At 66.2% G+C, this 23,662-nt stretch carries 25 protein-coding genes, 1 tRNA gene and 1 pseudogene; 12 read left to right on the forward strand and 15 right to left on the reverse strand.

Going from position 1 to position 23,662, the window contains the following annotated elements:
- Positions 1 to 16: 16 nt before the first annotated feature.
- The 7 genes from QZ647_RS08730 to QZ647_RS08760 are packed head-to-tail and all read left to right on the forward strand — an operon-like array spanning position 17 to position 8,184.
- Positions 17 to 1,285, forward strand: a complete 1,269-nt coding sequence (locus tag QZ647_RS08730) for an MFS transporter (RefSeq protein ID WP_291271785.1) — start codon at positions 17 to 19, stop codon at positions 1,283 to 1,285.
- The gene (gene hutH / locus QZ647_RS08735) at positions 1,282 to 2,772 is read left to right on the forward strand and encodes a histidine ammonia-lyase (protein WP_291271786.1); all 1,491 of its coding nucleotides are present in this window, start codon (positions 1,282 to 1,284) and stop codon (positions 2,770 to 2,772) included. Before QZ647_RS08730 ends, hutH begins: the two co-directional genes overlap by 4 nt.
- Complete coding sequence (locus tag QZ647_RS08740; RefSeq protein WP_291271787.1) at positions 2,769 to 3,449, forward strand: HD domain-containing protein; 681 nt, start codon at positions 2,769 to 2,771, stop codon at positions 3,447 to 3,449. The genes hutH and QZ647_RS08740 overlap by 4 nt, the downstream gene beginning before the upstream one ends.
- Positions 3,446 to 5,812: a HEAT repeat domain-containing protein gene (locus QZ647_RS08745; protein ID WP_291271788.1), complete on the forward strand. Its 2,367-nt coding sequence runs from the start codon at positions 3,446 to 3,448 to the stop codon at positions 5,810 to 5,812. The genes QZ647_RS08740 and QZ647_RS08745 overlap by 4 nt, the downstream gene beginning before the upstream one ends.
- A complete protein-coding gene (locus tag QZ647_RS08750; protein ID WP_291271789.1) occupies positions 5,809 to 6,894 on the forward strand; it encodes an ATP-binding protein in 1,086 nt (361 codons plus the stop codon). Before QZ647_RS08745 ends, QZ647_RS08750 begins: the two co-directional genes overlap by 4 nt.
- 48 nt (positions 6,895 to 6,942) lie before the next feature.
- Positions 6,943 to 7,470: an inorganic diphosphatase gene (locus QZ647_RS08755; RefSeq protein ID WP_291271790.1), complete on the forward strand. Its 528-nt coding sequence runs from the start codon at positions 6,943 to 6,945 to the stop codon at positions 7,468 to 7,470.
- 6 nt (positions 7,471 to 7,476) lie between these two features.
- Positions 7,477 to 8,184, forward strand: a complete 708-nt coding sequence (locus tag QZ647_RS08760) for an HAD hydrolase-like protein (RefSeq protein WP_291271791.1) — start codon at positions 7,477 to 7,479, stop codon at positions 8,182 to 8,184.
- A gap of 4 nt (positions 8,185 to 8,188) precedes the next feature.
- Here the strand turns inward: QZ647_RS08760 and QZ647_RS08765 are convergent, their stop codons facing one another.
- The 3 genes and pseudogenes from QZ647_RS08765 to QZ647_RS08775 all read right to left on the reverse strand — a co-directional run bounded on the left by QZ647_RS08765 (position 8,189) and on the right by QZ647_RS08775 (position 10,701).
- The gene (locus QZ647_RS08765) at positions 8,189 to 8,770 is read right to left on the reverse strand and encodes an outer-membrane lipoprotein carrier protein LolA (protein ID WP_291271792.1); all 582 of its coding nucleotides are present in this window, start codon (positions 8,768 to 8,770) and stop codon (positions 8,189 to 8,191) included.
- A gap of 790 nt (positions 8,771 to 9,560) precedes the next feature.
- Positions 9,561 to 10,136, reverse strand: a pseudogene (locus tag QZ647_RS15595) (GTPase domain-containing protein); the annotation flags it as partial.
- Positions 10,137 to 10,212: 76 nt separating this feature from the next.
- On the reverse strand, positions 10,213 to 10,701 hold the full coding sequence (locus tag QZ647_RS08775) for a peroxiredoxin (RefSeq protein ID WP_291271794.1): 489 nt from the start codon (positions 10,699 to 10,701) through the stop codon (positions 10,213 to 10,215).
- 94 nt (positions 10,702 to 10,795) lie between these two features.
- Here QZ647_RS08775 and QZ647_RS08780 point away from each other — a divergent pair, with 94 nt between their 5' ends.
- Positions 10,796 to 11,818 (forward strand): isocitrate/isopropylmalate family dehydrogenase, encoded by a 1,023-nt coding sequence (locus QZ647_RS08780; protein WP_291271933.1) that lies wholly within the window; start codon positions 10,796 to 10,798, stop codon positions 11,816 to 11,818.
- Between the two features lie 59 nt (positions 11,819 to 11,877).
- Here QZ647_RS08780 and lexA read toward each other — a convergent pair whose 3' ends face one another.
- Positions 11,878 to 12,531 carry a transcriptional repressor LexA gene (gene lexA, locus QZ647_RS08785; protein WP_291271795.1) on the reverse strand — a complete coding sequence of 218 codons (654 nt, stop codon included), beginning with the start codon at positions 12,529 to 12,531 and terminating at the stop codon, positions 11,878 to 11,880.
- 191 nt (positions 12,532 to 12,722) lie between these two features.
- On the opposite strand from lexA, the gene QZ647_RS08790 reads away from it, so the two are divergent.
- The 4 genes from QZ647_RS08790 to QZ647_RS08805 all read left to right on the forward strand — a co-directional run bounded on the left by QZ647_RS08790 (position 12,723) and on the right by QZ647_RS08805 (position 16,130).
- Entirely contained in the window at positions 12,723 to 14,546 is a 1,824-nt protein-coding gene (locus tag QZ647_RS08790) for a 2-oxoacid:acceptor oxidoreductase subunit alpha (protein ID WP_291271796.1), read from the forward strand.
- 10 nt (positions 14,547 to 14,556) lie between these two features.
- A complete protein-coding gene (locus tag QZ647_RS08795; RefSeq protein WP_291271797.1) occupies positions 14,557 to 15,612 on the forward strand; it encodes a 2-oxoacid:ferredoxin oxidoreductase subunit beta in 1,056 nt (351 codons plus the stop codon).
- A gap of 80 nt (positions 15,613 to 15,692) precedes the next feature.
- Positions 15,693 to 15,768: transfer RNA gene (locus QZ647_RS08800), tRNA-Ala, on the forward strand.
- 212 nt (positions 15,769 to 15,980) lie between these two features.
- Positions 15,981 to 16,130: a hypothetical protein gene (locus QZ647_RS08805; RefSeq protein WP_291271798.1), complete on the forward strand. Its 150-nt coding sequence runs from the start codon at positions 15,981 to 15,983 to the stop codon at positions 16,128 to 16,130.
- Between the two features lie 588 nt (positions 16,131 to 16,718).
- On the opposite strand, the gene QZ647_RS08810 is transcribed toward QZ647_RS08805, so the two are convergent.
- From QZ647_RS08810 to QZ647_RS08860, 11 genes are all read right to left on the reverse strand, one after another.
- Positions 16,719 to 17,024: a hypothetical protein gene (locus tag QZ647_RS08810; protein ID WP_291271799.1), complete on the reverse strand. Its 306-nt coding sequence runs from the start codon at positions 17,022 to 17,024 to the stop codon at positions 16,719 to 16,721.
- Entirely contained in the window at positions 17,021 to 17,494 is a 474-nt protein-coding gene (locus QZ647_RS08815) for a hypothetical protein (protein ID WP_291271800.1), read from the reverse strand. The genes QZ647_RS08810 and QZ647_RS08815 overlap by 4 nt, the downstream gene beginning before the upstream one ends.
- On the reverse strand, positions 17,484 to 17,729 hold the full coding sequence (locus QZ647_RS08820; RefSeq protein WP_291271801.1) for a hypothetical protein: 246 nt from the start codon (positions 17,727 to 17,729) through the stop codon (positions 17,484 to 17,486). Before QZ647_RS08820 ends, QZ647_RS08815 begins: the two co-directional genes overlap by 11 nt.
- A gap of 182 nt (positions 17,730 to 17,911) precedes the next feature.
- A complete protein-coding gene (locus QZ647_RS08825; RefSeq protein WP_291271802.1) occupies positions 17,912 to 18,568 on the reverse strand; it encodes a hypothetical protein in 657 nt (218 codons plus the stop codon).
- Between the two features lie 39 nt (positions 18,569 to 18,607).
- The gene (locus QZ647_RS08830; RefSeq protein WP_291271803.1) at positions 18,608 to 18,787 is read right to left on the reverse strand and encodes a hypothetical protein; all 180 of its coding nucleotides are present in this window, start codon (positions 18,785 to 18,787) and stop codon (positions 18,608 to 18,610) included.
- A gap of 11 nt (positions 18,788 to 18,798) precedes the next feature.
- Complete coding sequence (locus QZ647_RS08835) at positions 18,799 to 19,680, reverse strand: hypothetical protein (RefSeq protein ID WP_291271804.1); 882 nt, start codon at positions 19,678 to 19,680, stop codon at positions 18,799 to 18,801.
- A gap of 3 nt (positions 19,681 to 19,683) precedes the next feature.
- Positions 19,684 to 19,899 (reverse strand): helix-turn-helix domain-containing protein, encoded by a 216-nt coding sequence (locus QZ647_RS08840; protein WP_291271805.1) that lies wholly within the window; start codon positions 19,897 to 19,899, stop codon positions 19,684 to 19,686.
- Between the two features lie 103 nt (positions 19,900 to 20,002).
- Positions 20,003 to 20,626 (reverse strand): hypothetical protein, encoded by a 624-nt coding sequence (locus QZ647_RS08845; protein ID WP_291271806.1) that lies wholly within the window; start codon positions 20,624 to 20,626, stop codon positions 20,003 to 20,005.
- On the reverse strand, positions 20,623 to 21,960 hold the full coding sequence (locus tag QZ647_RS08850) for a site-specific integrase (protein ID WP_291271807.1): 1,338 nt from the start codon (positions 21,958 to 21,960) through the stop codon (positions 20,623 to 20,625). Before QZ647_RS08850 ends, QZ647_RS08845 begins: the two co-directional genes overlap by 4 nt.
- Before the next feature lie 309 nt (positions 21,961 to 22,269).
- On the reverse strand, positions 22,270 to 22,725 hold the full coding sequence (locus tag QZ647_RS08855; RefSeq protein WP_291271808.1) for a hypothetical protein: 456 nt from the start codon (positions 22,723 to 22,725) through the stop codon (positions 22,270 to 22,272).
- A gap of 202 nt (positions 22,726 to 22,927) precedes the next feature.
- Complete coding sequence (locus QZ647_RS08860) at positions 22,928 to 23,653, reverse strand: hypothetical protein (protein ID WP_291271809.1); 726 nt, start codon at positions 23,651 to 23,653, stop codon at positions 22,928 to 22,930.
- Between the last annotated feature and the right edge of the window lie 9 nt (positions 23,654 to 23,662).

Raw genomic sequence — 23,662 nt, forward strand, 5'->3', positions numbered from 1 at the left:
ATGGCTGGAGAACCCCATGCAGTCTTCCAAACGCGCCAGGACGGCGATCTTTCTGACGGTGTTCGTCGACCTCCTGGGTTTCGGCATCGTCATTCCCATCCTGCCCCTGTACGCACAGGCCATCGCCGACCATCCCAGCCACTGGATGGAGAGCGTCAATCACTTCCTCGGCCTCGGCGGGGGCAGCACGACTCCGGGCGCCTTCTGGGCCGGGGTCGCCTTTCTCAGCTTCAGCCTGATGCAGTTCATCGCCTCGCCGATCCTGGGCCGGATCTCGGATCTGTCGGGCCGCAAACCCGTGCTGTGGATGAGCCTCGCAGGGTCGGCCATCGGCTACATGATGCTCGCCCTCACCAGCCGCTTCGAGTGGATCCTGGCGGCCCGGATCCTCGACGGCATCACCGGCGGCAACATCTCCGTGGCCCAGGCGGCCATGGCGGACACCTCCGATCCGAGCGAACGCTCCAAGGTCATGGGCATGATCGGGGCCGCCTTCGGCCTGGGTTTCGTGCTCGGCCCGGCCCTGGCGGGCGTCCTCAGCGGCAGCGCCTTCGGCCACCACCTGCTGGAGACCCGCGGCTGGCACCTGCCCTTCTTCGTGGCGGCCGGCCTGTCGCTGACGGCCTCGCTGATGGTGCTGCTCTGGCTGCCCGAGACCCTCACGCCCGAAGTGCGCGCCCGGGCCCGGGCCTCTGAAAGCCGCGGCCACGCCCTGGTGAAGGCCCTGAAGCGCCCCGGCATGCCCCAGCTGCTGGGCGTATCGCTGCTCGCCATGGCCGGCTTCTCCATGATGGAAGGCACCTTCGCCCTCCTGGTCCACCAGCGCTTCAACTTCCACCAGCGGGAGGTGGGCTACCTCTTCGCCGGCATCGGCGTGCTTCTCGTGATCTACCAGGGCGGTCTGGTCCGCGCGATCTCCAAGCGCGTCCCCGAACGCGCCGCACTCATCACGGGCCTGGTGCTGATGGGCGCGGCCCTGCCCCTGATGCCCAGGGCGGACTGGATGTGGCCGTTCCTGCTGCTGCTCATTCCCCTGTCCTGGGGTAGCGGCATGGGCAACACCGCCGGCTCCGCCCTCGCCAGCCAGCTGACGCCGCCCGAGGACCAGGGCAGCCTCTTCGGGGTCATGAATGCCATGACGGGCATGGGCCGCATCATCGGTCCTGCCGTGGGCACCTTCACCTTTGCCCGCTGGGGCGGCCACACGACCTACGCCGTGGCCGGCTTTACGCTGGCCCTGGCCCTGGCGCTCGCCCTCACGCTCACCCGCAAGGAAACCCGATGATCCTGCTGAATGGACGATCCCTCACAGCGCCTCTGCTGGCGCGCATTGCCTCCGGCGAAGCCGTGTCCCTGGACGAAGGCGCGCTGGCGCTCGTGGCCGAGAACCGGGCCGTGGTGGATCGCATCGTGGCGGAAGGTCGCACGGTCTACGGCATCAACACCGGCTTCGGCCAGTTCGCCACGGTGGTCATCCCCCCGGACCAGCTCCAGCTGCTCCAGCTCAACCTCATCCGCAGCCACGCGGCCGGCGTGGGCGAGCCCCTGCCGAAGGACCAGACCCGGGCCCTCATGGCCGCCCGCATCAACTGCCTGCTGAAGGCCCACAGCGGCATCCGGCCCGAACCCATCCGCCTGCTGACCGAATGCCTGAACCGCGATGTCGTGCCCGTGGTGCCCAGCCAGGGCAGCGTGGGCGCCAGCGGCGACCTGGCCCCCCTGGCCCACATGGCGCTGATGCTCGTCGGCGAGGGGCTCGCCTGGTCAGGAAATCAGCACATCCCCGGCGGCGAGGCCCTGGCCCAGGCCGGCCTGAAGCCCGTGACCCTGCAGGCCAAGGAGGGGCTGGCCCTCATCAACGGCACCCAGCTCATCACCTCCCTGGGCAACCTGGCGGTGGAGAAGTTCACCCGGCTGGCGGGCCTGGCCGATGAGATCGCGGGCCTCAGCCTGGAGGCCCTGCGCGGCACCCGCGCCGCCTTCGATCCGCGCATCCACGCCGCGCGGCCCCATCCCGGGCAGATCGCCGTGGCCGAGCGCATGCGCGACCTCCTGGGCGACACCAGCGCCATCGCCGAAAGCCACCGGGACTGCCACCGGGTCCAGGACGCCTACAGCCTGCGCTGCATCCCCCAGGTCCACGGGGTGACGCGGGATGCCCTGGCCTTCGCCGGCGCCATCCTGGAGCGCGAACTCAACAGCGCCACCGACAACCCGATGATCTTCACCGACACCCAGGAGTCCCGCTCCGGCGGCAACTTCCACGGCCAGTACCCGGCCTTCGCCTGCGATGTGCTCGCCATCGCGGCGGCGGATCTCGCCAGCATCTCCGAGCGCCGCCAGGAACGGCTCGTGAACCCGGCGTACTCGGATCTGCCCGCCTTCCTCACCCAAAACGGCGGCCTCGAGTCCGGCTTCATGATGGCCCATGTCACTTCGGCGGCCCTGGTCAGCGAGATGAAGGGCCTCGCCCACCCGGCCTGCGTGGACACCATCCCCACCAGCGCGGGCAAAGAGGATCATGTGAGCATGGGCCCCATCGCCGCCCGCAAGCTGCTCCGTGCCGTGGATGCGCTGGAGCAGGTGCTGGCCATCGAAGCCCGCATGGCCCTCGAGGGCCTCCGCATCCTCGGGTTGGCCCCGGCCGCTGGCCTCCAGCCGCTGATGGACCGCCTGGCGAAGGCTTGCGCCCCCTGGGCCGACCGCGCCATGTTTGAGGAAATCCACGCCACCCTCGGGGCCCTCCAGGCCCACCAGGAAAGCCACCCATGACCCAGCCCATCCCCTGGCGGACCGCCTGCGAGCAAGCGCTGAGGCGATTTTCGGACGCGGATGCGATCCGGTTCTGGGGCATCGGCCACGAGGTGGAGGGCACTTACCGGCCCATCTTCAACTATCGCTTCGAACACACCTACGCCGCCGTGCTCCTGGCGCGCTGGCTCGCACCCGCGACGGGGGCGGATGGGGAAGTGGTGGAATGCGCCGCCTGGCTGCACGATGTGGCGAAGCGCCTGAAGGATCCCCACGCGAAAGACACCCATGCCCAGGATGCCTCGGCCCGGGTGGGGGACATTCTTGCGGGCACGGATTTTCCACCGGAGAAGATCCCCGCGGTGCGGCACGCCATCGAGCACCATGTGGGCCTGAAGCTCACGAAGCGGCTCGAGCCCCTGGAGACCGCCTGCCTCTGGGACTGCGACAAGCTCAGCAAGATCGGCGCGGCCAGCCTCATCCACTTCGGGTGCATCAGCGGCGCCTTCCAGCCCATCACCACCGAGGAGATCCTGCGGCGTGGCGTGGCCTGGCTCGATCTGGCGCAGGCCATCACCGCCAGCTTCAACACGGAACCCGCCCGGGAGGAGGGCCGCCGCCGGCTGGCCTTCCTCCGGGCCCACTACGATCAGCTCAGCCGTGAATGGTCCGATCCCATGAAGGTGACCCCCGCATGAACGACTTCCTGCAGCTTGCCCAGAGCCTGACCTTGGCCCTCAAGGCGCTGCAGATGTACACCGCGGCCCACCCGAGAACCCAGGAATCCCTGGCGGCCTCCCATCGGGTGCTGGACCGCTGGCTCGCCACCCAGGAACGGCTCCAGTTCATCGTCTCCGGTGCGAAGGCTTTCGCGGATGGCGTCGTGCAGGATGCCCGTAACCCCCATGTCGCCGCCCTGGTCCGGTCGGTCTCGGAGCGGGGCGTCAGCGGGTTCGTCTTCGAACGGGGCGTGACCCAGGAGGAGTGCCTCACCTTCCTCCAGGGCCTGGCCACCAAACCCCAGAAGCTCGAGGAGGTGGGCGGATTGGAAGCCTTCCTCTGCCATGCGGGCGTCCTGCATATCCGGGTCTCCCAGACCCGCTACCAGGAAGTGCATGAAGGCGAGGAGGGCGCCCGGGAGGACCAGGCCCCGGCCTTCAACCCCGCCCCGCCCGCCTCTTCCGAAGATCCCCTGATGAGGGCCATTCGCGAGGCGCTGCTCTCCGCCCTCGCCCCTCCCGGCAGCGGCCCCCGCGCGCCTGGGGTCAGGGCTGGCCTTGGGGCAGGCCCCGGTCCCTCTGGTGAGGGTGGGGTCGGGTTCCTCCGCAGGCTCCAGTCCGGCGAGCTGGGCGGACTCGAACCGGCCGGCGAGGAAGGAGCCGGCTTCCTTCGCGGGTTCCAGGCCGCGGATCTGAGCGGACTCGGCCCCCTGGGGTACGAGCTGGGCCTGGGAGACGGCCAACCCACGCCCGCCCAGCTCGGCATCCTCCGCCAGGTCCTGATGGGCATGGAACCCGAGATGCAGCTGAGCCTCCTCGCCGGCCTGGCTTCGCTCCCGGATCACCCCGCCGGCCTGGCCCTGGCCGTGAAGGCCCTGGCGGGCGAGATCCTGGCCGTGGCCACCAGTTCCATTCTTGCGAAGGGCGCCTCCTGGCACCACCTCCGGGGCCCGCTGGAGGACATCCTCCGGCCCCTGCCGGACCGGGAAGCCCTGGTGCGGGCCCTGTCGTCGCACCTGCGGAGCTCAGGCCTGGATGCCAGCCAGGCCGAGGCCCTCCTCCGACGGCTGGACTGGGAGGCCCTCTCCATTGAGGCCAAGCTGGTGAAGGTCCTCGAAGAGGGCCATCTCTTCGAGCTGACCCTCGATCAGCGCTTGGCTTTCCTGCGGGAACTCCTGGACCTTCACCGCTTCGATGCCTTCCTCCGGGTGCAGGAAGTGCTCCTGGAGACCCTGCGGAACGACCGGGCCGAGATCCGCATGAACGCCGCCCAGACCCTGGCCGGCATCGCCCGCTGGATCCAGGATCCCGGCCTTCCCCCCGGCGGCGAGGGTCCTCTGGCGGAAGCCCTTCGCGCCCACTTCGCCTGGGAACCGGATCCCCCCGTCCACCGCTGGACCGCCGGGGGACTGGAAGCGATGGCCTCGGCCCAGGTCCGGCGCGGGGACCTGCGGCACCTGATCGCCGACATCCAGGCCCTCGAGGGCCTGTGTGCCTTCCTGGAGGAGCAGCAGCCCTGGCGGAACCAGGCCCTGGAACGCCTGCGCGGCTCCCTCGCGGAACCCGAGATGCTGGCGGCCGCGGCGAACCACATCTTCGACGCCGATCGGCATCGCGTGGTCCACGAGGTGTATCCCTACCTCGAGTTCGTGGGCGCGCCCATGGCCCGGCACCTCGTGTCCATGCTGGGCGATGAGAACGAGCGCACCCGCCGCGGCCGCCTGGTAGAGGCAGTACGGAACCTCGGTCCCCTGTCCCTTCCCCCCCTGACCGAGGCCCTGAGCTCCCCGGCCTGGTACCTGGTGAGGAATACCCTCGCCCTGCTGTCGGATCTGGGGAATGCGGGCTCCGTGCCCGCCATCGCGCCCATCCTCCGGCACCCGGAACCGCGCGTCCGCCGCGCGGCGGTGCGGGCCCTCTGGAAGCTGGGCGGACCCGCCTCGGAGCCGCACCTGGTGGCGCGCATGAAGGACACGGACCCCGAGACGCTTCAGGAGATCCTCTTTGCGCTGGGCCAACTGCGCTCGGAAGGCAGCGTGGCTCCCGTCGCCGAGATCGCCCAGGACAAGCGCATCCTCGAGCCGCTCCGGGTGCAGGCCATCACCACCCTGGGTCAGATCGCCTCCCCCAAGGCCCAGCCGGTGCTGGCCGACCTCGTGCGGCGCCGGGGCTTTTTCGCCAGCGTGGAGCCCCACGACATCCGCCTCGCCGCCGCCCGGGCCCTGTGGTCCCTGGGAACCGCCGAGGCGCAGGAACTCCTCCGCCACATGGTCGAGGCCGAGCCGCGGGGTGAGGACCGGGAGGCCCTCCGGGAAATCCTCAAGCACCCGGTGACGCCGTGACCCACCTCGAGGCGCACCCCGATCCCCGCCAGCTCCTGGAGGCCTTCGAGGCCTTTACCGCCGCCTCGGAACACCTGCAGGCCCGCTACGAAGCGCTCCAGGTTCAGCTCGGCCAGCTCCAGGGCGAGCTGCAGACCGTGCTGGAAGCCGTCCCCTTCGCCATCTGGGTGCTGGGGGAGGATGGCTCGCTCCGCTTCACCAACCGGCCGCAGGGACTCGACGGCCGCTTCCTCCAGGGCCCCATGCCCTGGGAACCCGGCAGTCCGGGCGGGCAGCGGCGCTTCAAGACGGCCGAGGGGCGGGAGCAGATCTTCGAGGAGGAGCGCCGTTCGGCCCCGCACGGCGGCGCCATCGTCACCCTGCGGGATGTCACCGAAGCCGTGTTCCGCGCCCAGCAGGCCACCCGGGAGGATCGCCTCGCCGCCATGGGTCGGATGGCCGCCGAGCTCGCCCACGAGATCCGGAACCCCCTGGGGAGCCTGGCCCTCTTTTCCGGAATGCTCGTCGAGGACCTCCAAGATCAGGAGGGCCCCCTGGAGCTCGCCCGCAAGATGCAGGAGGGCGTGGGCCGCCTGAACCGCGTGGTGGGGAACACGCTCGCGTTCAGCCGGGATCTCCAACCCAAGCGCGTGTCCATCCCGCTCCGCGCCTTCTGGGAGGAGGCGCTGCGGAGTGCGACGCTGGCCGAAGCCGTCCCCTGGGACAACCGGATCCCGGAGTCCGCCACCTGGGAGGGGGATTCCGACCTGCTGCGCCAGGTCGCCCAGAACCTGCTCCAAAACGCCACCCGGGCTCTGGAGGACGCCGAGCATCCCCGGCTCACCCTCGCCGCCTTCGAGGAGCCCCTGGAAGGGCGCCACTGCTGGCACCTGACCCTGATGGACAATGGCTGCGGCATCCCAGCGGAGACCCTGTCGCGGGTATTCGATCCCTTCTTCAGCACCTTTGGCGGGGGCACGGGTCTGGGTCTCGCGGTCTGCCATCGCATCGTCGTGGCCCATGACGGCCTGCTCTTCATCGAGAGCCAGGTGGGCCGGGGCACCACGGTCCATCTGAGGCTGGCGGCGGCCACTCTTCCGTGACGGATGTCACAGGGCATGCGAAAATCAAGGCTTTCGCGGAGCGCCCCCATGTCATCCCTGGTCCACCTTGATCCTGGAAAGCAGGCGCCCGAGATCGTCAACGCCATCATCGAGATTCCCACGGGCTCGCGGATCAAGTACGAGATCGACCACCATACGGGCTTGGTGCATGTGGACCGTGTGCTCTTCTCCCCCTTCCACTACCCCGCCGAATACGGCTTCATCCCCGGCACGCTGGCCGACGACGGCGATCCGGCCGACATCCTGGTGCTCATCAACGGGTCGACCTATCCCGGCGTGGTGATCCGCGCCCGGCCCATCGCCCTGCTGCGCATGACGGACGACAAGGGCCATGACGCCAAGATCCTGGCCGTGGCCACGGACGACCCCACCTATGCCCATGTGACCTCCCGCACGGACCTGCCCCCGCACTTCCTGCTCGAGGTCGAGCACTTCTTCCTCACCTACAAGGACCTGGAGCGCAAGAGCGTGGCCAGCGATGGGTGGGGGGGCAAGGCCGAGGCCCACGCCTTCGTGCAGGCTTCCATCGAGGCCTACAACAAGCAGATGAAGTAGCGGGCGATGGAAGATCCGACCGGGGCCCCGGGCCTCGTCTGCTTCGACCTGGACGGAACCCTGGTGGATCCCCTGCTCGGCGTCCGCAACTGCCTGCGGAAGACCTGCGAGGCCTTCCACCTCGACATGCCCGACGAACCGACAATCCACAACTGGATTGGCTTCGGCATGCGCGAGTCCCTGGCCACCCTGAAGGGCCTGGAGGATCCGGCGCGGCTGGAGGCGGCCCTGGACTTCTACTGGGAGCGCTACCGCGAGGACGGCGTCTTCGAGCACGAGCTGTACCCCGGCGTCTTCCACCTCCTGCACCGGCTGAAGCGCCAGGGCCACCGCATCTATGTCGTGTCCGCCAAGCCCAGCCTCTTCGCCCGCCGCATCGCGTACCAGTTCGATCTGAACCTGATCTTCGACGACATCTTCGGCAGCAGCCTGAAGGGCCGGTGGCAGCCCAAGACCGAGGTGCTGGCGGGCCTGGCGGAACGGGGCACCATCTGGCCCGGCGGCGTCTTCATCGGCGACCGCGGCGTGGACATGACCGCCGCCCACAACCATGGCCTCGAAGCCATCGGCGTAGGCTGGGGGTACGGCAGCCATGAGGAGTTGCAGAGGGCCGGAGCGGACCACCTCTTCGACACGGTGCCGGAGCTGGATGCCTGGCTTCGGCTGCGCTTCCCCCAAGCCGAAGTCTTCGACGCCTTCAGCCGCTCGGAGTAGGCCTTCAGCCGTTGGGCGTCGCCCAGCGCGTGCCCGCCGGCACCTGGGGCTTGAAGATGCCGGGTGCAACCGAAGCGGGGGTCTTCGGATCCAGCAGCTCCAGCCGCTGCTGGGCCCCGGTGGGATCGGTCCATTCGAGGGTGCGCAGCAGGCCCTTGCGGCCCGTGGCCTTCAGCCCGGGCAGACCCGATTCCCTGGGTACCAGCTTCACGGCGTCGTTCCCGATGGATTCGGCGCGGTAGAGCTGGTTAATGCGGGCGGGATCCAGGAGGAGGCCCAGCAGGGGGAAATCGCGCACGGCCCTGGCCAGTTCAACGCGCTGGGCGGTGCGGGTGTCGGGATCGTACTGCACGAGGTGGCGGCCATCCGAGGTCACCCTCAGACCCGAATCGTAAGCCACGCGCAGCTTTCCGCCGCGGGCCAGCAGCAGCTCCCCTTCCCTCGCCAGCTTCCCGAAAACCGCGCTGTCGCTCTCCTGGCGGAACCGGCTGGCGAGGATGGGGACCTTGGGCAGGGCCGTCCACCACGCAGGCAGGGCCGCCGACAGCGGGGTCATCAACACGGCGACGAGGGCGAGCGCACGCATCTCAGCCCCGCTTGAGCTCGACGCTGAGCTTGGCGGTGCTGCCCTTGGCGGGAGCCGGACGATGGATCTGGCCTTCCGCCACCATCTGCCCCTTGAGGCGCACCTGCACGAAAATCTCGACCTCCTGGCCATCGGTCTCGGGGGGAACCTCGAGCCGCAGCACCGAAGGCGCGCCCTGGCGCCCCACCTGTGTCAGCTCACCCATCAGGGAGGAGATGGCGTCCTTGGAATCCGCAGCTTTGGGCCGGAGCGTGGGGCGCCGGGCCTCCACCTTCAGCGAGGCGAGGGCCGCCAACGGATCCACCTTCGGGGCGGGACGGGCCGTGGAATGGGCCGCCGGACGAACGGGGACGGGCTGAGCCGGAGCTTCAGGAGCCGGTGCCATCTCAGGAGCCGGCGGCATCTCGGGAGTCGGTGGAACAGGCTCGGAGGCCGGCAAGGCTTCGATCTCGGGAAGGACTTCCATCTCCTCCTCATCCAGGACCAGAGAGGAAGGAGACAGGTCATCCGCCTCATCCCCTGACAGGAAGGTGATGCTGTCATCCGCCGCGGGCGGCTCCGCCGGCGGGGGGGCGTCGAGGAAGTGGGGCGCCTCGATGTAAAGGCCCGTGTCGTCGTCTTCGTCGGGCAGCGGCACGCTTCCAGAGGCTGAAGCCTGGGCGGGGGCCTCCATGTCGAGCAGGTCGGTGACCGAGGGCAGGTCCGACAGGGTCAGCGCCTCCACGCCCGGCTGGGCCAGCGAGACCGGCGCGGGGGCCTTGGGCGCCTGGGCCTCGCCCAGCACATGGGTCTTGATGTGCGACAGGGCGAGCTTGGTGACGCCGCGCAGGGTCTCGAACACACCGGTGCCATCCGAAGCCACCGACTGGAAGCTGGGGAGTCCGCGGGAATTGAAGACCGATTCCAGCTGCTCGACGGACACCACATTCTTCAGGTCCCGCTTGTTCCACTGGAAGACCACGGGGATGTCGTGGAGATCCAGGCCCAGCTCCCGGAGGTTCTCCTCCAGGTTCTGCCAGCTCTCCCGGCAGGCATCCAGCATCGGCACCTGGCTGTCCACCACGAAGACGATGCCATCCACGCCCTTGAGCACCAGCTTGCGGGTGCTGTTGTAGAACACCTGCCCGGGCACGGTGTAGAGCTGGAGCTTGGTCTTGAAGCCGCCCACCATGCCCACATCCATCGGCAGCAGGTCGAAGAACAGGGTGCGGTCCGTCTCGGTGTTGAGGCTCACCATCTCGCCGCGCGCCTTTTGGCTCGTCTTGCCGTAGATGGTGTTGAGGTTGGTGGTTTTTCCGCACAGGCCGGGCCCGTAGTAGACGATTTTCGCCGTCATCTGCCGGGTGGCGTGGTTGAAGAACACCATTCTTGAACCTCTTGGTAGAAAAAAGTTTAGCCCGGAAATCCATCCGGGCTCAATGCAAATGCAGGATTTCCCGGCCCTAGGGCATTCCCTTCAGGAGGGCGAGCACCTGCTGGTCGTGGTCCTTCGTGCGGATGTCCCGGATCACCTTCCGGACGACGCCCTGCCGGTCGATGAGGAAAGTAACCCGCTTGGCGAATCCAAGCAGGGGCATTTTCACGCCGTAGGCCTCGATGATGCGCCGGTCGGGGTCCGCCAGGATGCTGAAGGGCAGGTGGAACTTCTCCGCGAAGGCCTGGTGGCTCTGGCTGGTATCCGCGCTCACGCCCAGGATGACGGCGCCCGCGGCCTGGATCGCCGAAAAGCCATCCCGCAGGCTGCAGGCCTGGGCCGTGCAGCCCGGCGTGTCGTCCTTGGGATAGAAGTAGAGCACCACCGCCGATTTCCCCTGGAAGTCCGCCAGGCGCACCAGAGCCCCGTGCTGGTCGCGCGCCTCGAAGGCCGGAGCCTTGGTCCCTTCCGCCACCTCGGCCGCTGAAGCCAGCCCCAGCATCGCGATGATTCCCATGCCAGCCCTCCATCCCCGATCCATGCGAGCCTCCAGGAAGATGGTGGAGTGTGGCACCATCGGCTCTTCGATGGGAGTTCTGGCCTTGGACAAGATGGTTCGCATCGCCCTCATCCCCGGCGACGGCGTCGGCCGAGAGGTCATGGCCGAGGCCATTCCCTGCCTGGCCTGGGCCCGATCCCGGGGGCGGAACCTCGAGACCCAGCCCCTCCCCTACGGCGCGGACCACTTCCTCCGCACGGGAGAGACCCTCCCGAGCTCCGCCTTTGCCGAACTGCGCGATGGCTGCGACGCCATTCTCTTCGGGGCCGTGGGGGATCCGCGGGTGCCAGACGGCCGCCATGCGGAGGAGATCCTGCTGCGCCTCCGCCAGGGCCTGGACCTGACGGTGAACTTCCGCCCCTGCAAGCCCTGGGTGCCGGGAAGCGGCCCAACCCTCGACATTGAGGTCTTCCGCGAGAACACGGAGGGTCCCTACTGCCTGCAGGGTTCCACGGAGCCGGGCCGGGCCATCGACCTGGCCGTGCACACGGAACCAGCCGTTCGGCGCCTCCTGGAAGCCGCCTTCGCCCGCGCCCGCACCCGTGGCTGCGCCCTGACCCTGGCCCACAAGGCCAATGTGCTGAAGCACGGCCATGGACTCTGGGTGCGCGTCTTCCAGGACCTGCAGAAAACCTTCCCAGAGGTGCCCGCCAAAGGCATGCATGCAGATGCCCTGCTCTGTGCGCTGGTGCAGGATCCAGGCCCCTTCGGCGTGATCGCGGCGGACAACTACCTGGGCGACCTCATCAGCGACCTCACGGCGGCCTTCGTCGGCGGCATGGGCGTGGCGCCTTCCCTGAGTTGGGCCCCGCACCGGCCCCACCGCTGCGCCGCCCTGGCCGAGCCGGTGCACGGCTCGGCTCCCGACCTTGCCGGGCAGGGCCTGGCCAATCCCGTGGGCATGCTCCTCAGTACCGCCCTGCTCTTCCGGCACCTGGGCTGGGAGCCGGAAGCAGGTGCGCTGGAAACGGCCGTGGCGGGTGCCCTCGAAGCCGGCGCCCGAACCCGGGACCTCGGGGGTGACCTGGGCACGGCGGCGATGGGCGCAGCCATCCGCGATCGCCTGCCCCGGTAGCCAGCATCAAGGCTCCGCCGGCCGAGTATTGCCGGTAGCGTTTCGTCGGGGGCGTTTCGTCAACAGCTGCGCATGACACCCACGAGCAGCCCCTGGATGTCGATGCGCTGAGGCGGATAGCAGTGGGGCTGGAGCTCGGGGTTGTGGGGGATCAGCCACACGCCCTTGGCATCCCGACGGAATTCCTTGAGGGTCACTTCCTCGCGGTCGATGAGGGCCACCACCCGATCCCCGTTGCGGTACTCGCCCTTGCGCTGCAGGACCACCAGGTCGCCGTCCAGGATGGCATCGTCCACCATAGAGTCGCCCCGGACGCGCAGGACGAAGAGTTCATCCCGCTGGCGGTGGATGCTGTTGGGCACCTCGATGGGCAGAGCCCGGCTCTCCGGCAGGATGGGCGAGCCGGCGGCCACATCGCCGCAGAAGGGGAAAATCTTCATGGCGGGTACCGGCTCGGGGCGCTCGCTTCGCGGCGCGGGCCCCTCGGTCCCGGTGCCCGCGGCCACCACGAGGTTGTTGCCCTTGCCGTGGCTGCGGACGAGGAAACCCTTGTCCATGAGGTGCTGGACATGCTTGTGGATGGTGGACACCGCACTGGAACCCACCCCCTTGGCGATTTCCGCCAGCGTGGGGCTGCGTCCTTCCGCCTGTACGAAGGTGCGGATGAACTTCAGCACGGCCTGCTGTCGCTTGGTGAGGTCACTGGCTTTCATGGCTCCAAGGTAAGAGCCGATCCCTGGGTCGTCAATCCCTTTTTTTTCGCTTTATTTCAGACCCGTCCGATCCTCCCTTTCATTACCTTTCCTGGATGGCCCTGGGAGCGTCTGCCATACTGGACGATGGCGTGGCGGGCCAAGCATTTACGCCCTCTTCGTCGCCATTGCCCCGATGAGAAAGGAGTCCTATGACTGCCACCCTCGCCGCCCCTGCCGCCTCCGGAGGAGCGAAAACCAGGATCAATGATTTTTCCATCCAGGTGGCCACGGTCAACGGATCGGGTTCACAGACGGCGAACACGGTTCTGCTGCGCGCCATCTTCCAGATGGGCGTGCTCGTCAGTGGCAAGAACCTCTTCCCCTCGAACATCGCGGGCCTGCCCACCTGGTTCACCATCCGCGCCAGCGCCAAGGGCTATGTGGCCCGCAAGGCCAGCAACGAAATGCTGATCCTGATGAACCCCGAGACCGCCAAGGACGACATCGCCAAGGCCGATCCCGGAGCGCTGGTGATCTACGATGAGCCCCTGCAGCTCGACAAGCTCCGCGGCGACCTGGCCTACATCCCCGTGCCCTTCCAGAAGCTCGTGACGGCCTCCTGCCCCGAGCCCAAGCTGCACAAGCTGGTGAAGAACATGATCTATGTGGGCGTGGCCGCCCGCCTGCTCGGCATCGACATGGAGGAGGTCAAGAAGGCCATCGCCAAGCAGCTGAAGGGCAAGGCCAAGGCCGTCGAACTCAATCAGACCGCCTGCACGGCCGGCTACGACTGGGCCATGGAGAACCTCGAGGACCAGGACCACATCAAGGTCATCCGCGACAACAAGACCCAGGGCCTCATCATCGTGGACGGCAACGAGGCCTGCGCCCTGGGCGCGCTCTTTGCCGGCGTGACCGTGGTGGGCTGGTATCCCATCACGCCCGCCTCCAGCCTGGTCGAGACCTTCATCGAATACGCCGAGGAGTACCGCAAGGACCCCAAGACCGGCAAGTCCACCGTGGCCATTGTGCAGATGGAGGACGAGCTCGCCTCTGCGGGCGTCGTGCTCTCGGCGGGATGGGCCGGCGCCCGATCCATGACTTCCACCGCGGGCCCCGGCATCTCGCTGATGAGCGAGTTCATCGGCATGGGCTACTATGTGGAGGCCCCGGGCGTGTTCTTCAATGTGGCTCGCACGGGCCCCAGCACCGGCCTTCCCACCCGCACCCAGCAGTCCGATGTGGAGCTCTGCGCCAAGGCCAGCCACGGGGATACCCAGCACATCAACCTCTACCCCGGGACCATGGAGGAGTGCTTCCAGTTCTCCTACGACGCCTTCGATCTGGCCGAGCGCTTCCAGACGCCGATCTTCGTCGTCACCGACCTCGACCTCGGCATGCAGAACTGGTCCTCCAAACCCTTCGCCTACCCCACCAAGCCCTATGACCGGGGCAAGGTGCTCAACCAGCAGCAGCTGGCCGACATGCAGGACTGGGGCCGCTACAAGGATGTGGACGGCGATGGCATCTGCTACCGCTCCCTGCCCGGCACGCCCGGCGGCAAGGGGGCCTACTTCACCCGCGGATCGGGGCACAACGCCTACGCCCAGTACTCCGAGAAGCCCGAGGACTACCTCGCCGTGGTGGACCGCCTGAAGCGGAAGTACGAGACCGCCAAGACCCATGTGCCCGGCCCTGTCTTCCGCAACCTGGGATCCGACAAGGGTGTCCTGGCCTTCGGCTCCAGTGATCCCGCCGTCATCGAGGCCCAGGACATCCTGGCCGAAACCGGTCTGAAGACGGACTACCTGCGCCTGCGCGCCCTGCCCTTCACCGCCGAGGTCGATGCCTTCGTGAAGGAGAAGAAGGTCATCTACATCGTCGAGCAGAACCGCGATGGCCAGATGGCCAACCTCTTCCGCGAAACCTATCCCGAGTACGCCACCAAGTTCAAGAGCGTCCTCCACTACGACGGCCACGCCATCGACGCCAAGTGCATCGTGGATCAGATCACCGCCTTCGAGCAGAAGTAAGGAGCCGACCATGACCACCGCCACCCCTTCCGCTCCCAACCCTCCGGCCACTCCGACCAACAAGCTCGGCTTCACCAAGCAGGACTATGTGGGCTCCAAGTCCACCCTCTGCGCGGGCTGCGGCCACGACGCCATCACGGCCCAGATCATCAACGCCGCCTTCGAGTCCAACCTCGAAGGCTACCGTGTCACCAAATACTCCGGCATCGGCTGCTCGTCCAAGACACCCGCCTACTTCATCAACCAGGGCTGGGGCTTCAACAGCGTCCACGGCCGCATGCCCTCCATCGCCACCGGTGCCTCGCTGGCCAACCGGAACCTCATCAACATCGGCATCTCCGGCGACGGCGATTCCATGTCCATCGGCATGGGCCAGTTCGTCCACGCGGTGCGGCGCAACATTCCGATGATCTACATCATCGAGGACAACGGCGTCTACGGCCTCACGAAGGGACAGTTCTCCGCCACTGCCGACAAGGGTTCCCACCTCAAGAGCGGCGCCGTGAACGACCTGCCGCCCATCGATCCCTGCACCCTGGCCATCGAGCTGGGCTGCGGCTTCGTGGCCCGGTGCTTCTCCGGCAACCCCAAGCAGCTGAACACCATCCTCAAGGCCGCCTTCGCCTACGAAGGCACCGTGGTGCTCGACATCATCAGTCCCTGCGTCACCTTCAACAACCACGATGCTTCGACCCGTTCATACAAGCATGTGAAGGACCACGATTTTCCCCTCCACGACCTGGGCTTCATCCAGTACTCCGAAGTCGAGGATGTGGAGATCCCCGCCGGACAGACCGAGATCGTCACCTTCCCCGACGGCTCCAAGGTCGCCATCAAGGCGACGCACGAGGGCTACGACCCCACGGATCGCTTCGGCGCCATGAAGGCCGTCCACGAGTCCATGGCCAAGGGCGAGTTCCTCACGGGCCTGCTCTACATCAACCCCACCCAGCCCCCCCTGCCCCAGGTGCTGAACCTGGTGGACGAGCCCCTGAACAGCCTCGGCGAGGCCCAGCTGAAGCCCAGCGAGGCCACCCTCAACGAGATCATGCAGTCCCTGATGTAGGTCCCCGTGCCCATGGCCGGCCGGCACCCCGCCGGTCGGCCATTGACGCCGAATGCCGGCCCGTTAGACTAAAGGTTCATGGGCCTGTAGCTCAGCTGGGAGAGCGCTGCGTTCGCAATGCAGAGGTCGTCAGTTCGATCCTGATCAGGTCCACCAAAAGCCCCTTGAGAAATCAGGGGGCTACTTGTTTTTAAGCGGCATCATTTTTTTGAGCGCGGCCTCCTGCTCAAACGGTGCTCAAAACCCGGTCCCAGATCGACGCGGATGGTGCCGGGTGACTTCGGGCATATCCTGTTCACCAAAGGGGGGGCAGAGTGTCGAACCAAGGGGCCACGAGAGAGCGCACCGGGCAGGAGATGGAAGCCCTGATGCAGGCTTACGAGGCGCGGTTCGCCTGCCTGTTCTACCCCTGGGGCTTCGTCTCGTGGGACGGCGGCCTTTGGGATCGGGTGGAAGCGGCCATCAGGACAGGCGAGCCCCTGCCCTACTCTGGGGTGCCTGAAGGGGCCATTCTCTAGGCCAAACCCGCGCCGATGCTGGGTCTAGGTGTTCCCGCAAGATGGCGGAACATGGCGGAATTATGCCCAGGAATGGGCCTAGCAGGCGATTTAAGGCCAGTTGACCCCATCGGGGCCACCATCACACCCCAAGAGGGTGAGACACGGCAAATTGACGCAGGGGGGAAGGTCCGCTGGGGCCTCTGGATGCCTACAAAGAGAAACCCCCCTCCAGGGGCAGGTCTGGAGGGGGGCACGGTTCCTGGGCAGGGCTCACGATGCCCAGGGCCGATGGTCAGGTGGTAGCGGCGAAGTGAATCACAGACTTGAGCCCATAGACGGCCTGGACACGGCGAACGGTGTCCCCACCAAGTTCCGGGGGGTGGGCTGGGCAGAGCAGGCGCGGCCCATGCTGAACCACAAGGCGCAAGGTTTCAGGGAACCCGTTCGAGCGTTTGAACCTCAAGAAGATCAAGTCTCCCGGCTCGGCATCCTCCCGAATGATCTGGATGAGGGCCAGGGCAGCGCGGTCCACCTGTTCGGCGTGGTTCCCGCCTTCGGCTTCCAGCTTCCAGGATCGCCGGATGGAAAGTTCGCAGGGCGGATAGGTCACGGCATCACCTCTTCGGGTTCCGGGTCGGGGTCGGGTTCGGGGTCCATGAAGCCCCCCTGCATCACAGCGGCGAAGGCGCGGGCCATGAGATCAGCGCGGCGAAGGTCTGCCCCTCTGGACTGGAGGCGGCCCCGGAAGGCTTCCACAGACTCACCATCGGCGCGGGTGAATGACTCGTGGCGTTGCTTCCCATCGAAGGCGTGGGCACTCGTGGGCTCGGCACTCCCAGCGGGAAAGAAGGCGCAAACCCAGACGGGGCGGGTGATGGTCTCCAGGCGATGAAGGCGGGCGCGGTAGGTCACGGCTCATCCTCGTGGCAGGAGAACCGGGCCAGGGCCTCGATAAAGGCATCCTGTGGGATCAGGGCGTTGTGTTCGGCCTGGAGGCGATTGAGGAACCCATACAGGCCCCCAATCTCATCCATGCCGCGCATCATCACCTCGAACGAACGGCCATTCGGCCCCAGCGTTCGCAGGCGGGCACCCTGGATGGCGTTGAATCCGTTCCGAATCCAGCCTTCCACCTTGCAGACGGGCGCGGTGGGGATTGAAGGGGTTTCCCCGCCGAAGTCCCCTTCGGGCATCGGGGCCAGGGGCTCATGCTCCCGGTGGGCCTCCATGACCGCGCCGAAGTCCCTCTGGAGCCTGCATTGGAAGGCGGCGGCACTCTCACCAGGGCGGCGATGCACCTTGATCGAGGCGGCGATGATGGCCCCGGTGGGACCACGGCGAAGGGTTGCACGGGGGCGCGGGGTGAAGGTCTCAGAAGGCATCGGGGTTCTCCAGCTTGGCGAGTTCTTCCAGTCGGTTCAGGCGGCCTTCAATGTCGGACACTTCCAGGGCCTTCAAGAGAATCCCAACCCCTCGGAAGTAGGACGCGGCGGCGGTAGGGGTGATCTTTCGGGCTTCCAGGGACCGCAGAGCCCAGGCGGTGGCCTTCATGGCGTCTTTGGCGGTGGCCAGCTTGCGGCCCCGGATGGGTTGCTTGGGCGCTGGGGTCCGTGTCATTTGGGGGCCTCCAAGGGCGGTTTGAGTGCAGAAACGCGACAGCTAAGGGCGGTTTGATGCAGTCCCAAGGGCCGAAGATCCAGGCGGGGCGGGCGTTTCGGCCCTTGGGTGCATGTTTTCAAGCGTTCGGACTTTGAAGAGAGGGCGCGGCCCCCTCGTGGGCAAGTGGGGGCAAGTGGGGGTCAGTTGCCACTCAGGACGGCCTGGGCAGCCACCATGCGGTTGATTCGGCGGGCTTCCCCGATGGCGGCGTTATGGCTGGGCAGGTTCACGCCAGAGGTGTTCGCATCCATGAGGCTGGTTTTCACCATGCGGAAGGCGCGTTCAACGATGGCGACATGCCCGTCAATGAGTTCGAGCAGGGCCATGGCTTCGCGGTTGGCAGTCGGGAAGAGTTCGGCGGCCTGGGGCTCACGGATGGAGAGAGCCCAGACGCGGAGCCAGCTTTCGGTATCGGCAGCATCACGGGCATGGAGCATGAGGGCGTCAGCGGGCAGGGAAGCGGCTTCCTGCTGGAGAGCCAGGACGAGGGTGGGGTTCTTGAACAGGGCCTCTTCGATGAATACCTTGCGGAAGGCAAGGGCCTTGTTCAGCCAGAATTCGCGCTCCGGCTCGGCCTCGGCCTTGAGTTCCTGGACCTGCCCCAGCATGAAGCCCAGCTTGTCGCGGGTGGGGCCGCACAGGTTCTCAAGCTGGGAATTCTTGCCCAGGGTGGACAGGTTGTTGTTGTTCTTGATGACTTCGGCCTGCCCCTGCACGGTGCCGTAGAGTTCTTCGGCTTGCAGGGCCAGCTTGTTTGCGGCGGCGCGGATGGCCTGGAGGAAAGAGAGTGACTTCATGGGGTGTTCCTTTCGGTGATGGCGCGGGGTTGCGCCGGGTTAGGGTTTGGGCTGACGGGCAGCGTGCGCGGCGTTGACGGCGGTTTCCTTGGCCTCGATCTGTGCCAACAGTTCAGGGCGGCGGGGGTGATTCAGTGGCAGGGCTTCCACCTCGGATCGAGAGAGGATCAGGGGGGCGGGTTCTCGGCAGACTCGAACGGGTGTTCCGGTGCTTCGCATGGCGGCTCCTTTCAGGGCATGGCGGATTCGGGTTGGGGCGCGGCCTGTTGATGTTCAAAGGCCCGGAGAGTTCGCAGACCTTCGGCCCAACGGCCACCGGCAGGTGCAAGGAAGGTGCTGACGTGCTGAACAAAGCCTTCGGCCACCTTGGGGTGCTTCGTGACGTAGAGTTCGGCCACCCGGCGAAGCTGATCAGGCGTGGCCTCTCCTGAATCAACGATGGCCTGCCAGCACTTTTCAGCGGCCATGCGATCCCCGCGCTTCACTCGCATGGATTCGTTGCCGTCACGGTCAACGTGCTTTGAAGCTGGCCAGGACTTCCAGGTCGTCTCGAAAGCAGAAGCGGATTCATCCCCTCGGAGGAAGGTGACGATCACCTCACCCTTCCGGGTGCCCCTGGGGGCCTTTGGGGGATTCTTTTTCTTTTCTTCTTCTTCGTTCTTCTTATTGGAAACCGCTTGGGTTTCACCACAGGAACCCACTGGGTTTTTCCGTGGGCGGCCACCTGTTTTGCCGTTTTCCCTGTTGGCACCACACTTTTTGGCGTATGCGGCCACCTCGGAAAGGACGCTTGGGATCAACAGGAAGCCCGGTCTAGATGGATCTTCAGCGAAGAGGAAGGCCACCCTAGACAGGCTCTTAAGGGCATGATCAGAGCGCCTTGAGAGCAGCCTTCCAAGCGCCTTCCCATCGGTTGGGATGAATCCCCCGCTCCGGGCGGCAACGCACTTGCAGCGGATGAGGAAGCCCAAGTCTGCGTCTGTCATGGCCTGAAACGCTGGATCACCCTGGACTTCAAGTGTCCAGACTTTGAAGAAGGCAAGAGGGGTGGTCGGTCCCGAGGTCGTCGCGTCGTTCTGTTGCGCCTCCTGCCCAGTCGGCGCGGGGGTCATGGCCTACCCTTTCTTCAGGGTGCCGATGTAGCGGGCATATTCAGTTGCACGGACACGGGCGGCCTTGGCCCCGACCTTCACCACTTCAAACTCGCCACGGCCTCGCAGGACGTAGACAGTCGAAAGGGTGACTCCGAGCCCGTCTGCAACCTGCTTCAGGGTCATCAATCGTTCGGGAACCAGGGACGGCTCAGGGGTTGGGACGGTAGCGGCTTTCATGTGTTCCTCCGGGCGGTAGCGGTGTCATCCGCGATGCTCAGAGGTTGTGTTCCGCCGTCTGTCTCTGGAAGTGTCGAAACCTGCGATCAGAGGCGAGGTTCCGTCACTTGACGGACTGCCTACGCTTCGCAGATCGGCCCCAGTCCTCACCCTTGGGGGCCTTGCCCGTGCTGGCCTCGAACGCGAGGCGGGCCAGTTGAAGCCCCTTTTCTTGGCTCACCCTGCACCGCTTGGCCAGGGCCAGGGCTTCCCGCACGAGGGCGGCATCCGGGGTCTCCGGCTTGTGCTGACGGGCGATGCTCCCCCGCAGGTGTTCAGCTCTGTCCCGTGCGATGCCCTCCAGTGCCTCCAGGCCACCCGTCAGGGCAGCGGGAAACGCAGGGGCGGCCTGTGCCCATTGGGCCAAGGTGGCACCCTCTCTGCCACCTGTGCGGCCCTCCCACAGGCCCGCGATGGAGCGTTGAAGGTCTGGGCCTGCATCCTGGAGGGCTTCCCGTAGATCACGGGCAAGGCGGGCCACCTTCGCGGCCTCATCACGCTCCAGGCGCGGGGGCTCCCCGGCATCCTGGGCAGCATCTTGGCGGGCGTGGCGGCGGGGAAGCTCCAAGGCAGCGAAGGCACGGGCCTGGGTCTCTCCAAAGTCTGTCCAGGCGCGGGGATCGGCAGGGATGCCCAGGATGGCCAGGGCTTGCGGGAAGTAGGCTTCAAGGCGCTGCTCAGGGGTCACGAGGCACCCCCCGTCTTGATCTTCAGGCCCGCAACCTTCGGGCGCTTCACCAAGCCCAGGTCTGGCATCAGCTTTCGCACGGCATCAGCAAGGGCATTCGGGGCCAAGTGCCCATAGTGCTTTTCGACCATCCGGGTATCAGCGTGGCCAAGCTGGGCAGCGACATAGACCAAGGGGCATCCAGCGTTCACGAGCATGGAGGCATAGGTGTGTCTGAGTTCATGGAAGCGCACCGATCCGACCTTAGCGGCCTTGCAGGAGACCTCCATGAAGGTTGCGGCGTCTGAGTGCCCCCAGGATGAGCCCAGATCCTTCCGAAGTGTCCGCTTCCAGGTGTCGCGCTGGAACACGGCTGCATCGGCTACCTTCCCGGCACACAGCCCGTCGAGTAGGGATCGGCCTTCATCCGTCAGGACGATCTGACGGGACTTCCCGCTTTTCGATTCGGCAATGAGGATGGTTCCCGCCGTGGCGTTGTAGTCCCGCACCTGAAGCCTTGCCAGTTCGGAGTATCGGGCTCCCGTCAGGAGGGCACCTTGCACAAGGCTTTTGAAGTCTGGGGGGCAGGCATTCACAAGGCGCTGGGCCTCTTCCTGACTCAGGAACCGGACGCGAGACTTCACCACGGACTCAAACGGGGCAACGTGAATCCACGCTCGATGGCTCGAAACCTTGGTGTTTCTGAGGGCGAGATTCAAGGCGGCCTTCAGGATCGAGAGGATTCGATTCGCCGTGTTCTTTCGGGCTCGAAGCTGATCCTCGGTCGGTTTCTTGGCCCAGGTCTCAGTGGCCTCGCTCATCCCGAATCCGGTTTTCATTCGAGGCTTCGCGGCCACCGATGAAAGCCAATCTTCCAATTTGCGCTTGTTCAGCTTCGCCAGGGGGATCTCACCCAGGGCAGGAATGATGTGTGTTTTCGCGTAGCTCTCCGAGGTGGCAATGGACTTGCGCCCCTTGTTCTTCATCTCCCGCAGGTAATCGGCGACGGCCTGGGCCACGGTGTAGGGGCCTTTTTGAATGGTGATGCCCTCACCTTCAAGGGCCTGCTCTGTCCGTTCCTGAAACCACTTCTTCGCCTTATCCTGCGCTTCTTTGTAGCTCAGGATCGTCTCCCCATCCGAGGCGTGGTGATCATCGGCTGCGCCCAGCTTGGTCTGGAGGATCTGCCCCTCATACCGCCACCGGGCAGACCAGGAACCAGCGGCCCCGCTCTCCGGTTTCCGGTAGCAGAGATACTGCCCATCCTTCAGGGGCTCCTGATGCACCTTCCCACGAGCCAATTTTTTGCGGGCGGTTGAAGTGTCGAATTTGGCGCTGCGCTTGGTCTTAGCCATCCTGAGCCCTCCCGTTCCGTGCTCAAACGGTGCTCAAAAGGTAGTCCCAAACCGTATAATATGCAAACGGAAGATAAACTACTATGTTCCTGTTTTATCTGTTTCTTAAGCCTTCCGACATTATTCGCCTATCACCTTTTTTTCGCTTTCGCAATGCAGAGGTCGTCAGTTCGATCCTGATCAGGTCCACCAATGAGCCCCTTGAGACATCAAGGGGCTTTTTGTTTTCCATCGGCGCGCTCCCAAAAAAGCGGGCAGGGGAGAAATCCCCCTGCCCTGTCCGGTTCGTGCCTGTCGATGCCAGGATCCCTAGTGGTCGCGCTGGCGGTCGTCCCGCCCGCGATCCCGGTCATGATCGCCGTGCTTTCCATGCCCACGGCCGCGCTCATTGCGCCAGCGGCTGTAGTCCTCGCCCTCTTCCATGCGCTGGTGGGACCAGTGTCCGGGCTCGTAACGGTAGGCTCCAGATTCGGGCTGGTACCGGGGCTTGACCCACCTGGAACCGCGCTGACCCGGCTGTTCCCAGCGGCCGGGGGCCCAGGCCCAGCGGTCATCCTGGCGATCCCAGTAGCCCGCGATCCAGATATGGTTCCGGCTGGGTCGCTCCATCCGGATTTCCCGCTGAGGCGGAGGGGGAGCATCCGGGGCGACCCGAATGCGGATGGCTCCGAGATCCACGCCGATCCTGATCTGGGCAGACGCGGGCATGCAACTGAAGGCCGCGAGCACGGCGGGTAGAGCCAATCTTGCCAAACGGTTGTTCATGAAGGCCTCCTTGGCCACAGGTTGATGGTGCAGGTGCCGTGTTGTCGTCCTGACCTGAACGATTCACGGGTCTTGTCCCGGTTGCGTGAGGGCCCGAGGCGACGGGACTCATCAGGTTGATGGGGTGTTCCCATCCCATTCGCGCTCCCTCGGGCCGCCGTGCCGTGGCTTCTCAGCCATGGCTGCGTGTCTCGGGCAGGGTCTAGTTGATGAACACCGTGAGCGCCATTCGATCTCGGGGATGCGTGCGATTGCGCAGGTAGTAGCCGCCCCCGTAGTACTCGATGTACAGATAATCGCGGCCGTACCAATCCTCGGACCAGTATTCGGGCCAGGGATCCAGGACGCTGAACCACAGTCCTCCGAACTGGAAGCGGGGGTAGCCGCCGACCACCACCAGGGGGAAGCTGAACATCCGGAACCCATGGCGGGAACCGAAATAGCTGCGGTACCGATCCTCGGGAATCCGGTAGCCGGAGTAGCCGCCCCGCTGCTGCCAGCTGCGGTGCTCGGCCCGCCAATCCTGCGCACGACGGTCGCCCCAGGCTCCCCGGTGTTGACTCTCGTAGCCGCCCCGACTCTGGGGAGCCGGTGAACGGCGCGGTTCATCGGGACGGACGGGTGTACCCGCTCGAGGCCGTCGATCAGGGATGGGATCCACCGGACGCCGGGGGTTTTCCTGCGCCATGGGTCTTGGTTGCGGCTGCGCTCGCTCCGGTCGGGACTCCTGCGGCTGCCGCTCCGGCCTCTGGCGAGAGGATTCCCTCGCGGCCGCAGGCTGCGGTCGCTGCTTGTCGGGCCTGGCTTCCTGTTCCTGATTGGGCCGCCGGGGCTCCTGTTCGCGCGGTTCCCGCTGGGCATAGACCGGCGTCATGGCTTCGAGGAGCAAGGGCAGGATCCCGATGTTGATGAGCCCGAATGCCTTCATGGTCTTCAC

This window comes from Geothrix sp., from assembly GCF_020622065.1.
Classification (GTDB): Bacteria; Acidobacteriota; Holophagae; order Holophagales; family Holophagaceae; genus Geothrix.